General features: G+C 66.8%; 11 protein-coding genes. 2 read left to right on the plus strand and 9 right to left on the minus strand.

The window, feature by feature from the left end; genetic code table 11:
• Positions 1 to 68 precede the first annotated feature (68 nt).
• Positions 69 to 2,171 carry an Ig-like domain-containing protein gene (locus ACGFK1_RS15835; protein ID WP_393430626.1) on the plus strand — a complete coding sequence of 701 codons (2,103 nt, stop codon included), beginning with the start codon at positions 69 to 71 and terminating at the stop codon, positions 2,169 to 2,171.
• Here the strand turns inward: ACGFK1_RS15835 and ACGFK1_RS15840 are convergent.
• From ACGFK1_RS15840 to ACGFK1_RS15870, 7 genes are all read right to left on the minus strand, one after another.
• Positions 2,160 to 3,020 carry a TIGR03619 family F420-dependent LLM class oxidoreductase gene (locus ACGFK1_RS15840; RefSeq protein ID WP_393430629.1) on the minus strand — a complete coding sequence of 287 codons (861 nt, stop codon included), beginning with the start codon at positions 3,018 to 3,020 and terminating at the stop codon, positions 2,160 to 2,162. The two genes, ACGFK1_RS15835 and ACGFK1_RS15840, sit on opposite strands and share 12 nt — an antisense overlap.
• Entirely contained in the window at positions 3,017 to 3,646 is a 630-nt protein-coding gene (locus tag ACGFK1_RS15845) for a PaaI family thioesterase (protein ID WP_393431243.1), read from the minus strand. The genes ACGFK1_RS15840 and ACGFK1_RS15845 overlap by 4 nt, the downstream gene beginning before the upstream one ends.
• 19 nt (positions 3,647 to 3,665) lie before the next feature.
• Positions 3,666 to 6,641, minus strand: coding sequence for a bifunctional [glutamine synthetase] adenylyltransferase/[glutamine synthetase]-adenylyl-L-tyrosine phosphorylase (locus ACGFK1_RS15850; protein ID WP_393430632.1), 2,976 nt, complete (start codon positions 6,639 to 6,641; stop codon positions 3,666 to 3,668).
• Between the two features lie 25 nt (positions 6,642 to 6,666).
• Entirely contained in the window at positions 6,667 to 8,007 is a 1,341-nt protein-coding gene (gene glnA, locus ACGFK1_RS15855; RefSeq protein WP_393430635.1) for a type I glutamate--ammonia ligase, read from the minus strand.
• Between the two features lie 58 nt (positions 8,008 to 8,065).
• The gene (locus ACGFK1_RS15860) at positions 8,066 to 9,595 is read right to left on the minus strand and encodes an alpha/beta hydrolase (protein ID WP_393430638.1); all 1,530 of its coding nucleotides are present in this window, start codon (positions 9,593 to 9,595) and stop codon (positions 8,066 to 8,068) included.
• A 67-nt stretch (positions 9,596 to 9,662) separates the two neighbouring features.
• Positions 9,663 to 11,174 carry an alpha/beta hydrolase gene (locus tag ACGFK1_RS15865; RefSeq protein ID WP_393430641.1) on the minus strand — a complete coding sequence of 504 codons (1,512 nt, stop codon included), beginning with the start codon at positions 11,172 to 11,174 and terminating at the stop codon, positions 9,663 to 9,665.
• A 67-nt stretch (positions 11,175 to 11,241) separates the two neighbouring features.
• Positions 11,242 to 12,633, minus strand: a complete 1,392-nt coding sequence (locus ACGFK1_RS15870; protein WP_393430643.1) for a wax ester/triacylglycerol synthase family O-acyltransferase — start codon at positions 12,631 to 12,633, stop codon at positions 11,242 to 11,244.
• Between the two features lie 158 nt (positions 12,634 to 12,791).
• Here ACGFK1_RS15870 and panB point away from each other — a divergent pair, with 158 nt between their 5' ends.
• On the plus strand, positions 12,792 to 13,655 hold the full coding sequence (gene panB / locus ACGFK1_RS15875; RefSeq protein WP_393430646.1) for a 3-methyl-2-oxobutanoate hydroxymethyltransferase: 864 nt from the start codon (positions 12,792 to 12,794) through the stop codon (positions 13,653 to 13,655).
• Here panB and ACGFK1_RS15880 read toward each other — a convergent pair.
• Together ACGFK1_RS15880 and ACGFK1_RS15885 are read right to left on the minus strand one after the other, a co-directional pair.
• Positions 13,652 to 14,431 (minus strand): enoyl-CoA hydratase/isomerase family protein, encoded by a 780-nt coding sequence (locus tag ACGFK1_RS15880; protein WP_393430649.1) that lies wholly within the window; start codon positions 14,429 to 14,431, stop codon positions 13,652 to 13,654. The genes panB and ACGFK1_RS15880 overlap by 4 nt on opposite strands.
• On the minus strand, positions 14,428 to 15,096 hold the full coding sequence (locus ACGFK1_RS15885) for a TetR/AcrR family transcriptional regulator (protein WP_393430652.1): 669 nt from the start codon (positions 15,094 to 15,096) through the stop codon (positions 14,428 to 14,430). Before ACGFK1_RS15885 ends, ACGFK1_RS15880 begins: the two co-directional genes overlap by 4 nt.
• Positions 15,097 to 15,127 lie beyond the last annotated feature (31 nt).

The raw sequence follows: 15,127 nt of genomic DNA on the forward strand, positions 1-15,127 counted from the left end.
ACTCCCAAGACCAACGGCTAGGGAAACACCTGATTCCCTGATAGCAACTCATGGCGGATGATTGATCAGTGACCCACGGGTCGATGGCCGATGCGGCCCCCGCGCTGAGCGTGCATCAGGTGGGGGAATGCGATCGCGTCACGGGTGCGGTGACGTACCAGGCGGTCATCGGAACGGACGATGCAGTGGCCGCCCTGTCGTTCACCCGGCCACGGGACGGAGTCGTCACCGATTTGGGCTACGGGATGTTCCGCTACACGCCAGACCCACGGGTCAACGCCGAATCCGACGCCTTCATCGTCACCGCCGCCGACGGCAACGGTGGGCTGATCGATGCGACGGTGACGTGGGTCAACGACAACCAGGTTCCCGTCGCGGTCGCCCCGCCACGCCTATGGCCGCCGGATCCTACGACGGGCGCCGTCACCGTCTCGCCGAATATCGTTGACCCCGACGGCGACTGGCTGACCTTCACGCTCGATGCGCCGTTCCCCCAGCGAGGCTCGGTCGCCATCGACTGGGACGGTACGTTCACCTACGTTCCCTACCCGAGCGAACGTGACGACACGGCCGCCGGCGAGGAGACACTGGGTTTTCGCGCGGTCGACCCACGAGGCGCAAGCGCGTACATCACCGTCACCGTCCCGATCAGCCCGCGCCGCATTCCGACTGCGCCGCAACCAACCTCGACGACGTACGGTCCGGATCCAGCCACCGGCGTGGTCACCGGCGACTGCGGTGTCGTGGCCGACGGCGCCTACACGTACTCGGCCAGCGCCGCGTCGAAGGGCACGGTGGTCATCAACGCAAAGACGGGTATGTGGGCCTACCGCCCAGCGCTCGCGGCGCGCCATGACGCGGTCGCCGACACAGCCTCGATCGCGCAGCGACGCGACACGTTCACTGTCACGCTTTCCAAGGCTGAGCGCAACAAAGTCGTTGTACCCGTATCGGTTCCGCTCGTTTCGATGAAGACCGTGCCGTGCTACGCCGTGACGGCCGAAATTCCATTGGGCGTGGTGCCCGCCGACGTGGTGATCAGCCCGCATGGTGACCGGGTTTTCGTGACGAGCTTCGTTGGCGACGCCGCGGTCACGGTGATCCGGACCGCGGACAACACCCTCTCGCGAATTCCGTTGGCGTTTCGGCCGGAAGGCGTGGTGCTCGGCCCCGACGGCCGCCGCCTGTACATCGCCGATCCGGCCGGACGCCGGATCGCGGTGCTCGACCCGTCCGGCGCCGGCGTTGACTACATCGGCGTCGGCGATCATCCGTTCCACATGGCCCTTGTCGGTGCCGACCTCTACGTCGCCAACAACCTGGACGGCACCGTCAGCGTGGTCGACACCATCGACAATGTCGTCGTCCGCACGGTCGAGGTGGGCGGCCACCCGTATGCGGTGGCCGCGGCGCTGGGTCAAGCGTTCGTCAACGACTACGGCTTCTATGGCGGCCAGTCCACGCACACGGTGTCGATTCTCAGCGCGCGCGGGCAGGTGATGCGTGTCGCACCCGTCGGCTACTACCCCACCGGCGTCGCGGTCTCGCCGGACTGCAGGCGAATTTACGTGGCCAACAACGAAGGTTCGTACAACAGCGCGCATCCCGGCACCACCACGGTCATCAACGCGACCACGGGCGCGGTCATCGACACGCTGCCCGTCGGCGGATGCGCGGTCGGTGTCAGCGACAACGGGGGCCACCTGTACGTCGCCAGCCAGGGGTACGAATCGACGTTCACCAGCAGCCTGTCGATCGTCGACCTGCCATCGGGTCGAGTCGCCTCCGTCCCGATCCATGGCATGCCGAATGCCTTGGCGGTCAGCGGCGACCGCATCTACGTCACGGACACCTGGCACTCGTCACTGGTGCAGATCACCGCGCGCGACACCACGGTCATCGACACCGACGCCGCCAACACACCGCCGAGCCTGACCATCACCGAGGTGGATTACCGGCTGTATCAGGTGACCGTGGAGGATGCCGACGATGACACCGTCACCGTCACAGCCACCCAACCGTTCTGCGGGACTCTCAGCGATGTGGGCGACGGACTGTTTCGGTATACACCGAACGCGAGGGCGGTCGCCGGGTTCGTCGACCACTTCGCCGTCACCGCCGACGACGGGCATGGCGGCGTGGTGACCAAGACCGTCGGGCTACGCGTCTAGCCCGAGGTCCTTACGAAACTTGCGCATCCCGTCGATCTTCTCGGCCAACGACGCCTGCGGGCCGGTGTAGAACATCCACGGCATCGTGATGATCCCGGTGATGCCGTTGGCCTCGGCGCGCTGGTAGTGCTCGGGAGTGAAGGCGTCGGTCAGCGGTGTCAGCACGGCGAAACCGTCCATCGACAAACCGCGTTCGGCGCGCAGTTCACGCAGTTTGGCCACTCGCTCGATGGCGCGGTCGGTGGTGATCAGATCGCCGATCCAGCCGTCGTGGCGCGCGGCGCGGCGCAACGCGATGTCGCTGAGACCGCCGACATACACCGGAATGTGTGGCGGCGTCGGCTCCATCTCCATCCGCGGCGCCGAATAGAACTCGCCGCAGAATTCTGTCCAGCCGGGCTGCCACAGCGCCTTCATCAACTCGAGCATCTCGTCGGTGCGCTTTCCGCGGTCCCTGAAGCGCTGGCCCATCAACGTGAACTCTTCCTCGCACCACCCGACGCCGATGCCGAGCTCGAGGCGTCCGCCAGCCAAATATGCTGCGGTGCCAATGGATTTCGCAGCGGAGTACGGATCGCGCATGGCGGGCAGGTACACCGTGGTGACGAAGCGCAGACGGGTGGTCTGCGGCGCGATGGCACCGATCATCACCCAGGGATCGGGCCAGTCGGTGAATGCTTCCCAGCGACGCTTGCCGTCCTTGGTGTACGGGTACGGTGTGTTGAGCGTCTCCAGGTTGATGACGTGATCCGGGATGCCCATCCCCTCGTAGCCCAGATCGTCGGCCGCCTTGGCGATCTCGATGGCCTCTCCGGTGTCCAGGAACGCCGTGCTGACATAAAACTTCATCCCACTTCTCTCGCCCACGCCGGCCGGATGAATACGCCGTCCGCCTCGACGGTGGTGCCTTCGGCATCGCTGAGGTAGCCGCGCGCAAAGGTCTTCACACCCTCCGTGCGTTCGATGAACGCCTCGGCGCGCAGCGGGCCCAGCGGCGTGCCCCGCAAGTAGCGCAGCGTGATGGTGCCGGTGAATTTCGGCTTGGTCAACCCGTCGCTGGCGGCCTCACCGAGGATGTGGTCGAGCACCAGTGCGCAGATGCCGCCGTGCACCCATCCGGGCGGACCCTCGTACGCACCGCTGAGGGTGAACTCGCTCCAGGCCCGGCCATCGGGCTCGTGATGGATCACCATCGGCGGAGCGATCGCATTGCGTAGTCCCACAGCCGGATTCGCCCACGCCAGCGGGCGCCCGGTATCCTCGTGGCGCAGGGTGGTCGTGACGGTCCGCCTCTTCTTCCGGAGCATCGCGGTCACCGCCTCGACCGCCGCCTGCGCCTCGCGTGCGGTGGCATCGTCGACATCGGTGTGGATACCCGCGTCGATCAATTCCCGGATCGCTGCGGTCAGCGGCTCGTACATAACGCGCTGACGGTCGTACTCCTCCGCGCTGATCACATCGAAACCGAAGTCCATGCTCATTCGCAGCGCCTCACTACTCACCGAAGACCTTTCGTACCACCGCTTTGGCTCGCCGCGTCACCCGCAGATAGTTGTCGAGGAATTCGCCGCCGTCGTCGGAGTCCCAGCCCGCCGCCACCGCAACGGCATTCAGTTGCCTGCCCGGCCCCGGCAGTTGATCGGTGGGTTTGCCGCGCACCAGAACCAGCGCGTTGCGCGCTCGTGTCGCCGTCAACCATGCCTGCCTCAGCAGTTCGATGTCACCTTCGGCGATCAACTCGGCGGCGCCGATCGCGTCGAGTGCGTCCAGCGTCGAAGTGCTGTGCAGCGCAGGCACTTTGTGCGCATGCCGGAGTTGAAGCAGTTGCACTGTCCACTCGATGTCGGCGAGCCCGCCGCGGCCCAGCTTGGTGTGGGTATTCGGGTCCGCACCGCGCGGCAGCCGCTCCGCGTCGACACGCGCCTTGATCCGGCGGATCTCCTGCACCGCGGCAGCGGACACCCCACCCGACGGGTACCGCGTCTTGTCGATCATCAACAAGAAGCGCTCGCCCAGGTCGGGGTCGCCTGCCACCCGGTGCGCCCTCAGCAGCGCCTGCACCTCCCATGGCTGCGCGTACTTCTCGTAGTACGCCTCGTAGGACGCAAGCGTTCTCACCAGCGATCCGTTCCGGCCCTCCGGCCGGAGCCCGGCGTCTACCTCCAACGGTGGGTCCACAGAAGGCGTACCCAGCAGCGTGCGCACCTGTTCGGCGATGGTGATCGACCACCGCACCGCCGCGGACTCGTCGACCCCGTGGTTCGGCTCGCACACGAACATCACGTCGGCGTCGGATCCATAGCCCAGTTCACCGCCGCCGAGCCGACCCATTCCGATCACCGCGATCCTGGCGGGCGCACCGTCGCTGGGGGTGTTGGCCCGGATGATCACCTCGAGCGCCGCCTGCAGCACGGCGACCCATACCGAGGTCAACGCCGTGCAGACGTCGGTCACCTCGAGCATGCCGAGCAGATCCGCAGACGCGATGCGGGCCAGCTCACGCCTGCGCAGCGTGCGCGCCGCGGCGATCGCCCGCACGGGCTCGGCATGCCTGCCTGCCGAGGCGACCAGCGCCCGTGCCACCCCCTCTGGTTCGACTTCGAGCAGTTTCGGTCCGGTGGGGCCGTCGGCGTAGAGCTGGATCACCTCCGGTGCGCGCATCAGCAGGTCCGGCACGTACGCCGAGGTGCCGAGCACCTGCATCAGCCGCTTGGCCACCGCCCCCTCATCCCGCAGCGTCGACAGGTACCACCGATGGTCCGCCAGTTCCTCGCTGATCCGGCGGTAAGCCAGCAGACCCGCGTCGGGATCGGGAGTGTCGGACAACCAGTCCAACAGCGTCGGCAGCAGCACCCGTTGCACCCGTCCGCGCCGTCCGCTGCTGCCGGTGAGTGCGGCCAGGTGCGTGAGCGCGCTCTGCGCGCCCTCGTAGCCGAGCGCGGCGAGCTGGCGTTCGGCGGCCTCCGGGCTCATGCCGCCGGAGATTTCGGAAATGCCGACCGTGCCAACGGATTCCAGCAGCGGCTGATAGAACAGCTTGGCGTGCAGCCGAGAGACCCGCATGTTCTGGCGCTTGAGCTCCTCGCGCAACACCCCAAGCGCGTCGTGCCGCCCGTCGGGACGGATGTGCGCGGCACGCGCCAGCCAGCGAAGCGCCTCGTCGTCGTCTTCGTCGGGAAGCATGTGCGTGCGCTTGAGCCGCTGCAGCTGAAGCCGGTGCTCCAGCAGCCGCAGGAACTCGTACGACGCCATCATGTTCGCGGCGTCGTCACGGCCGATGTATCCGCCTTCGCCAAGCGCGGCAAGCGCGTCGACCGTCGACGCCACATGCAGCGACTCGTCGTTGCGGCCGTGCACCAACTGCAACAACTGCACGGCGAACTCGACGTCGCGCAGCCCGCCGGTGCCCAGCTTGATCTCCCGCGCCCGCACACCCGCAGGCACGAGTTCCTCGACGCGGCGGCGCATCGCCTGCACCTCGGACACGAAGTCCTCGCGCTGGCTGGCCATCCACACCATCGGCATCAGCGCGTCGACGTACTGGCGACCCAACGCGGCATCACCCGCCGCGGGCCGCGCCTTGAGCAGCGCCTGAAACTCCCACGTCTTGGCCCATCGCTCGTAGTACGCGACGTGCGACTCCAGTGTGCGCACCAGCTGGCCATGCTTGCCCTCCGGCCGCAGCGCAGCGTCCACCTCGAAGAAGGCGTCCCCGGCGAACCGCATCATCTCGCCCGCCAGCCTGGTGGCGGTGGCATCGGCGGTGTCCGCCACGAAGATGACGTCGACGTCGCTGACGTAGTTCAGTTCCCGCGCACCGCACTTGCCCATCGCGATCACCGCGATTCGCGGGGCCTCGCCGTCCCCGCAGACCGAGCGGGTCGCGACCGTCAGCGCCGCGCACAGCGCGGCGTCGGCGAGATCGGACAGATGCTCGCCGACGGTGGAGAACGCCAGCACTCGTTCGTTCTCCACCACCGGCGCCAGATCCAGAGCCGCCAGCACCAGCAGCCGGTCGCGGTAGAGCGTTCGCAGGGGCGCCACCGCCGCCGCTGTGTCCCTGCCGATTTCGACATTCTCGGCAACCTCGGCGAACGACGCGCGGAGCTCGTCGGCGGACGGTAGTGCGACTTCCCCCGACAGCAGCCGCCACGACCAAGGATGGGCGACCAGATGGTCGCCGAGCGCCAGCGACGAGCCGAGCACACCGAACAGCCGGCCCCGCAGCGCCTTGTCGTTCAGCAGTGCCTGGTTCAGTTCGTCCCAATCGGCGCCCATGGCGTCGGCGAGCCGGACGATCGCGCGAAGGGCTTCATCGGCGTCCGGTGCCCGCGAAAGCGCCCACAGCAGCTCGACGTGCGCGTCGGTGGTCCACCCCAGCCGGTCGAGGTCCGCGGTCGCGGAGGACTCGACCAGCCCCAGCCGGCCTACGCTTGGCAGCTTCGGTCGCTGCGTCGCGGGTTTGGCCACGCCTCGACGTTATCGCGGCGCCGGGTCAGAGGGAGAGGTAGGTCTTCAGCTCGAACGGCGTCACGTGGCTGCGATAGTTTTCCCATTCCGTGCGCTTGTTGCGCAGGAAGTAGTCGAACACGTGCTCCCCCAACGCTTCCGCGACCAGTTCGGAGTTCTCCATCTCGGTCAGCGCGACGCCGAGGCTGCCGGGCAGCTCCTTGTAACCCATCGCGCGGCGCTCCTCCGCGGTCAGGCTCCACACGTTGTCCTCGGCCTGAGGGCCGAGCACGTAGTTCTTTTCGATGCCGCGCAGACCGGCCGCCAGCAGCACGGCGAACGTCAGGTACGGATTGCAGGCCGAATCGGGGCTGCGTACCTCGACGCGGCGCGAGGACGCCTTGCGCGGCGTGTACATCGGCACCCGCACCAATGCCGAGCGGTTCGCGGCACCCCATGACGCCGCCGTCGGCGCCTCACCGCCGTGCACCAACCGCTTGTAAGAGTTCACCCACTGGTTCGTGACGGCGCTGATCTCCTGGGCGTGCTCGAGAATGCCCGCGATGAACGACTTGGCCACATCCGACAGCTGCAGCGGGTCGTCGGGGCTGTGGAAGGCGTTGGTCTCGCCCTCGAACAGGCTCATGTGGGTGTGCATGGCCGAGCCGGGATGCTCGGCAAAAGGCTTGGGCATGAACGAGGCTCGCACCCCGTCGCCGATGGCGACCTCCTTGACCACATATCGGAACGTCATCACGTTGTCGGCCATCGACAGCGCATCGGCGTAGCGCAGGTCGATCTCCTGCTGACCTGGCGCGCCCTCGTGGTGGCTGAACTCCACCGAGATGCCCATCTGTTCCAGCGCGTCGATGGCGTGGCGGCGGAAGTTCGGCGCCGCGTCGTGCACTGCCTGGTCGAAGTAGCCGCCGTTGTCCGCAGGCACCGGCGGCGTGCCGTCCTCCTCGCCCGGCTTGAGCAGGAAGAACTCGATCTCCGGGTGCACGTAGCAGGAGAAGCCGAGGTCGCTGGCCTTGGACAGCTGACGGCGCAGCACGTGCCGCGAGTCGGCCCAGGACGGCGAACCGTCGGGCATCGTGATGTCGCAGAACATCCGCGCCGAGTGGTGCTTGCCCGAACTGCTGGTCCACGGCAACACCTGGAATGTGGACGGATCGGGCCGGGCCACCATGTCGGCTTCCGACACCCGCGCGAAGCCCTCGATCGCCGAACCGTCGAAGCCGATGCCCTCTTCGAAGGCGCCTTCCAGTTCGGCCGGGGCGATCGCCACCGACTTCAGGTATCCGAGCACATCGGTGAACCACAACCGGACGAAGCGGATATCGCGTTCTTCCAGCGTGCGCAGCACGAATTCCTTCTGCCGATCCATGACCGCAGCGTAGGTTCGCGCTGTTAAATCTGTGTTACACGGGCGATGCGTTTGGCGGTCAGCAGCGCGTTCCGTCCGCAGGCACCACCGCGTTGACGAGGTAGTCGACGACGGCCGTGTCGACGCATTGGTCACCGTTGAAAACGACGGTGTGCTGCGTGCCGTCGAAGGTGATCAGCGGTGCACCCATCTGGTGGGCCAGGTCGACGCCGGCCTGATACGGGGTTGCCGGGTCGTGCGTGGTGGATACCACGACCACCTTGCCCGGCCCCGGCGAACTGGCCGGGTGCGGCGTCGACGTCGGCGGCACCGGCCACATCGCGCATAGATCGCGCGGGGCGAACCCGGTGAACGTGCCGTACTCCATGAACGGCGCGACCTGGCGGATCTGCCGGTCGGCGTCGGCCCACACCGCCGGGTCGGTCGGATAGGGCGTGTCGACGCAACGGATAGCGGCGAACGCGTCCTGCAGATTCTTATAGTGACCGGACTCGTCACGATGCTGGTAGTCGTCGGCCAGCAGCAGCAGATCGCCGGCATCGGTGCCACGCTGCAGACCGAGCAGCCCGCTGGTCAGGTACGGCCAGTACCGGCGTGTGTAGAGCGCGTTGACGGTGCCGGTGATCGCGTCCTGATAGCTCAGCCCGCGCGGGTCCGACGTCAAACCGGGCTTGGTCACCAGCGGATCCACCAGTTCGTGGAAGCGGTCGACGAACTTCGCGGGGTCGGTGCCAAGCGGGCAGCCCGTCGACTGTGCGCAGTCGGCCGCGTAGTCGTTGAAAGCCGTTTGGAAGCCCGCCATTTGGCGGATGCTGCCCGCGATGGGGTCGAGGCTGGGATCGACGGCGCCGTCGAGCACCATCGCCCGGATGCGGTCCGGGTACTGCTCGGCGTACCTCGCCCCGAGTTCGGTGCCGTACGAGAACCCGAGATAGTTGATCTGGTTCTCACCGAGCGCCGCGCGCACCACGTCCATATCGCGCACCGACGACGCGGTGCCGGCGTTGGCCAGGAACTCCTGGCCCATGCGCGCGGCGCAGTTGTCGGCGAGTTGGGTGTAGAGCGCTTCGATGTGGGCCACGCCCTCCTGGCTGTAGTCGGCCATCGGCTCACGGCGCCACGCATCGAATTCTTCGTCGGTGCGACAGCGCAATTCCGGTGTGGAGTGCCCGACGCCCCGCGGATCGATGCCCACCAGATCGAAACGGCGCATGATGTCGGTGTCCGCCAACGACGCGCCCATGCCGGCCACGGTGTCGATCGCCGACGCACCTGGTCCGCCAGGGTTGACGACGAGAACGCCGATTCGGTCGCCCGACGCCGGAATCCGGATCACCGCCAATTGCGCTTGCGCGCCTTCAGGTTTCGCGTAGTCGACGGGCACCGCCACCGTGCCGCACTGGGCGGTCGGGACGGCGCCGGCGTCGCCGACGAACCTGCCGCAGCTTCCCCACAGCGGCGGTTGGCCGTATTGCTGGACGGACTCGCCCTCCGGTGACGCCCACGCAGCAGGGCACGCGATCGCCGAGAGAAGGAAGATCGCGAGCAGCATCGAACTCAGCCTGCCCACCCGCCACATGGCCAACATGTTCGCACGGGCGACGGGCGCGGGTCTGCGCCTGGGATACAACGGTGACCTCGCCGTTACCGGGCGGCTAGCATCGCGTGTTCGGCGGAGGCACCACAACGTCGAGCAGATAGCGTGCCGCGATCTGGTCGACACAGTTGTTGCCTTGGAACACAACGGTGTGCTGTGTGCCGTCGAAGGTGAGCACCGTGCCGCCGAGTTGTTGAGCCAGGTCGACCCCGGCCTGGTACGGGGTGGCCGGATCGTTGGTCGTCGACACCACCAGGATGGGCGGCAGGCCGCTCACCTTGATCTCGTGCTGATCACCGGTGGCGGGAATCGGCCAGAACGCGCAAGAGTCAAGGGGCGCAAGGCCGGTGAATTGGCCGTAGCTCATGAACGGCGCCGCTTCACGGGTGCGGCGGTCCTGGTCGACCACCTTGGCGCGGTCGGTGATGTGCGGCTTGTCCATGCAGTTGACCGCGACCCGCACGTCGGTCGAATTGTTGTAGTGGCCCTTCGCGTCGCGACCCATGTACAGATCGGCCATGGCGAGCATGGTGTCGCCCTCGCCATCTCTCAATTCCGACAGCGCCTGGGTGAGATGGCGCCACAAGTTCGGCGAGTACAGCGGCAGAATGGTGCCGACGATCGCGTCGTTGTAGCTCAGTCCTCGCGGGTCCCTGGTCTTGGCAGGATGCTGGACCAGCGGTTCGACCAGGCTCTTGTACACGTCGACCGCTTTACTCGGATCGGTGCCCAGTGGGCAGTCCGGGCTGTTGGCGCAGTCGGCGGCGAAGTTGTCGAACGCCTTTTGGAACGCGGCGGCCTGGCGGACCTCCTCCTCGATTTGGTCCGCGTTCGGATCGACGGCGCCGTCGAGGATCATCGCGCGAACCTTGTCGGGATACGCCTCGGCGTAAAGCGCTCCGATGCGGGTCCCATACGAGTAGCCCAGGTATGTCAGCTTGTCGTCGCCGAGGCTGACTCGGATCGCTTCCAGATCCTTGGCCACGTTGGCGGTTCCGAGGTTGGCCAAGAACTCCAATCCCATCTTGTCGACACAGCGCTGGACGAAGGCCTTGTTCTCCCTCTCGATGTGATCGACGCCCTCCTGGGTGTACTCCACGATCGGATCGGCACGCAGCCGGTCGTTGTCGGCATCGGAGTTGCACCACGCGGCGGGCGTGGAGTTGGCGACGCCGCGCGGGTCGAAACCGACGAGGTCGAACCGCTCGCGCACCGACGCAGGCAGCGTCGAAGCCATCGACGCGGCGGCCTCGACACCCGATTCGCCGGGCCCGCCCGGATTGATCACCAGCGAGCCGATCTTCTGCCCGGTCGCCTTGAATCGGATCATGGCGAGTTGGGCGACGTCACCGTCGGGCTTGGAGTAGTCAACGGGCACCGAGAGCATGCCGCACTCCGCCCCTGAGGGGATGCGGGCCGTCTCCGAGGGGGCTGCCGCCTTACACGGACTCCACTGGATCGGGGTGCCGGGCCTGGGCGCCGAGATGACCGCACGCCCGTCGACCATGTTGCTGCACCCGCCGAGCAACAGGGCAGCGATGGTCGCGAGGACCCCGATCTTGAGGTTCATGGCTCAACATGCTGCCATGACAACCTATCGGCGCTGGCGAGGCCCGATTTTCCGTGGCGTCTCCTGGCTATCTCGCGGCGTCCAGTAACTCGCCGAGCACCGCTTCGAAGTCGTCGGCCATGTCCCACAGGTCCGGCAGCAGTTCGGGGCACGAGATGAGCCCGACGTCGAGTTTGCCGGTCAGCGACATCACGGTGATGTTCAGGCCCGAGCCGTGAAAGATCGGGCCGAGCGGGTACATCGCCTTGACCTCGCCGCCGAGGAAGTACAGCGGCACCTGCGGTCCCGGCACATTCGAGACGACGAGGTTGTGCACGGGACGGGCCTCGGTCAGCCGACTGCTGGCGTAGACGCGCATCGCGATACCGAACACCGCGGGCGCAGCGAACTGCGTCCAATCCTGCAGCAGGGTCGCGCCGATCGCCGAACTATGTTGCTTGGCAACGGAATTCGCTTCGGCGATGGATTTCAGGCGCTCGGCCGGGTCGTCGATATGGGTTTCCAACTTCGAGAACATTCCCGACACCTGGTTACGGCCCGGCCGGTCGGATTTCTCGTGCACCGACACCGGGACCATCGCCACCAAGGAATTCTGCGGCAGCTCGCCGCGATCTGCGAGGAACTTCCGCAGCACGCCGGACACCAACGCCATCACGACGTCGTTGACCTTGACGCCGAAGTGGTTCTTGACGGTCTTGATGTCCTCGAGGTCGAGTTGCGCGAACGCCACGTTGCGGTGGCCGGTGACGTTGACGTTGAACGCGGTCTTGGGCGCGGCGAACGGCGCGGCCATCGTCAGCCCGCTGCGGGCCCGTTTGACGGTGTCGACGACCGACGACAACGTCGTCGGCACCACGTTTACCAGGCGCAGCGGCCGGGTGACGAACTTGAGCGCGCCGCTGACGGCGATTTCCAGGCTCGACGCGTCGCCAACCCCATCGACAGGGTCGGGGGCGGGCGCGTCGGGTTCGGTGCTGCACAGCTGGGACATCAGGTTGGCGCCGGTGACACCGTCGACGCCCGCGTGGTGCACCTTGGTCATCACCGCCAGCCGGCCCCCCGCTTGAGCGTCGGTGCCGCCGATGTTCTCGATCACCCATGTCTCCCACAGTGGCCTGCTGCGGTCCAGCGGGAGCGAAGCGATGTGGCCGCAGATCTCGGCCAGCTCCCGTCGGCCGCCAGGCGCAGGAAGGCCGATGCGGTGCAGGTGCCGGTCGACGTCAAAGTCCTTGTCCTCCACCCACACCGGATGATCGGGGTTGAACCTGCTGTCGGCGAGCTTTTCCCGAAATTGCGGCATCGCCTTGATGCGCAGATTCAATGCGTCACGCAGTCGGTCGAAGGTGTAGCCGCCGGGCATCGTGGACGTGTCCACCTCGAGAACCGAGCACACATGCAATGGCTGCTTTGCGGTTTCGAGGTACAGGAAACTGGCGTCGAGTCCACTGAGCCGTTGCATGCCGGGAAGCTTATGCGTGGCCGCGCTGACTGTGAGGAAATCCACTTAACGTGGCTTTTAACTTTCCAACGCCGGGGTGGCAGACTTGTGAAGGTCAGACGAACCCGGGGACCCACAGGGCCACGAGGATCGACCCGACGAACCTACGAAGGACAACGATGTCTGAGCAGACTGTTTACGGTGCTGCCGATTCCAAACCGCGCACTCCCGGCCAATCGTCCGCACCGCGGACCAAGGTGCGCACCCACCACCTTCAGAAGTGGAAGTCAGAAGGCCACAAATGGGCCATGCTGACCGCCTACGACTACTCCACCGCGCGCGTCTTCGACGAGGCCGAGATCCCGGTGTTGCTCGTCGGTGACTCCGCGGCCAACGTCGTCTACGGCTACGACACCACCGTGCCGGTGACCATCGACGAACTCATTCCGCTGGTGCGCGGTGTGGTGCGCGGCGCCCCGCACGCGTTGGTGGTCGCAGACCTGCCGTTCGGCAGCTACGAGGCGGGTGCGCAGCAGGCGCTCGCGACCGCCACCCGGTTCCTCAAGGAGACCGGAGCCCACGCGGTCAAGTTGGAGGGCGGCGAGCGAGTCGCCGATCAGATCGCGACGCTGACCCAGGCGGGCATTCCGGTGGTGGCCCACATCGGGTTCACTCCGCAGAGCGTGAACGGGCTCGGCGGATTCCGGGTGCAGGGCCGCGGCGATGCCGCCGAGCAGACGATCCACGACGCCATCGCTGTGCAGGAAGCAGGCGCCATCGCGGTCGTGCTGGAAATGGTGCCTGCCGAACTGGCCACCCAGATCACCGGCAAGCTGACGATTCCGACCGTCGGCATCGGCGCCGGGCCCAACTGCGATGCGCAGGTGCTGGTCTGGCAGGACATGGCGGGCATGACTAGCGGCAAGACAGCCAAGTTCGTGAAGCGCTTCGCTGAGGTCGGCAGCGAATTACGCAGCGCCGCAGCGCAATACGCCAATGAGGTGGCCAGCGGGGCGTTCCCCGCCGAGGAGCACTGCTTCTAGCCGAACTCCGCTTTTCGCTTTCCAAGGAATGCGTCGATGCCTTCGCGGCCGTCGGCGGAATCGGCGAGCAGGCCGATCAGGCGGCCTTCGAGTTCCATCTGTTCTTCGAGCCCGTTGGCGAACGTCGACAGCAACAGCGACTTGACGCCGCCGTTCGATTTGCTTGCGGTGGCTGCCATTTGGTCGGCTAGCTGATCCGTGCGGGCGGCAAGGTCGGCGTCGGGGACCACCTCGGTGACCAACCCCCACTGCGACGCGTCCTGTGCGCTCAGCGTGCGATTGGTCAGCATCAGTTCCTTGGTTCGGGTGATGCCGATGAGGCGGGGCAGGTAATACGACGAACTGCCGTCGGGGCTCAGTCCCGCGCGGGTGTAGGCCATGGTGAACGACGCGGACTCGGCCGCCAGCACCAGATCACCGGTGACCGCAAGCGAGAAACCCGCACCCGCGGCGACACCGTTGACCGAGGTGATCACCACGGCGTCCATCCTGGCGAAGGTGGAGATGGCTCGGTGCAGATCATCGGCGACGCCCTTGATGAACGGCCCGCGGGTATCGGCCGCCGCGAATGACTTCAGATCGCCTCCGGCACAGAAGAATCGGCCCTCACCAGTGATCACCACGACCTTGGTCGCGGGGTTGTCGCACCGCTTGGCGGCGGCGGCAAGCTCGCGAGTCATGGTGTCGTTCATGCCGTTTGCGGCGTCGGGCCGGTTCAACGTGATCCGCGCGATGCGCCCGGAATGCTCGAACTTGATGGTCTGGTATTCGGTCACACCTGGACTGTATCGGCAAACCCCAGCCGCGCCGCCGTCAGCTTGCGGAGTTCGGCGAAGTCGCCGTCGAACCCCACCGTTCGCAATGCCCCGTCGGCGATCACCCACGGCTGCTCCGGTGGGCAGTCGGTGTCGTCGGAGCGGCGGTTGATGACCGATTCGACCAGCCGAAATGGCAGGTCGTCGGCGTCGGAGGGACCGTCGCACTCCGCGATCACCTCGGCCGACAGCATGCGGTAGCTGCCGCGCAGTTCGCCGCGACGCAGCCGGAACTGCTCGAACCGGTCGAGTCGCAACTCGGGCAGCAGGTACAGCGCGCCGAGATTCCACCGGCTGGCGCACAGTTGGGTGGCGTCGCCGACCACAAGAGCGTGCAGACGTGGCGCGGCGGGCCCCTGCTCCCCGAGTAGGTCACCGGCAAGGCGCAGCGGCTGGTCGACCGTGCCTGTCAGCAGCGCGTCGAGAATGTCGTCCTTGGTGGCGAAGTGGTGATACAGCGAGGCCTGGCGCACCCCCACCGCGTCGGCGATCCGTCGGGTCGAGGTGCTCGCGTAGCCGAGGCTGGTGAAGAGTTCCGCGGCGGCGTCGAGAATCTCTTCGCGTGCACTCTTGCCTGGCCGCCGCGACTGCTCGAGCCGCGGGCGGCCACGGCTTTCGCTGCGCATGACCTCATTGTCGCCCATCGCGGTGGATACT

It is taken from the genome of Mycobacterium sp. NPDC048908, assembly GCF_043197955.1.
Lineage (GTDB): Bacteria > Actinomycetota > Actinomycetes > Mycobacteriales > Mycobacteriaceae > Mycobacterium.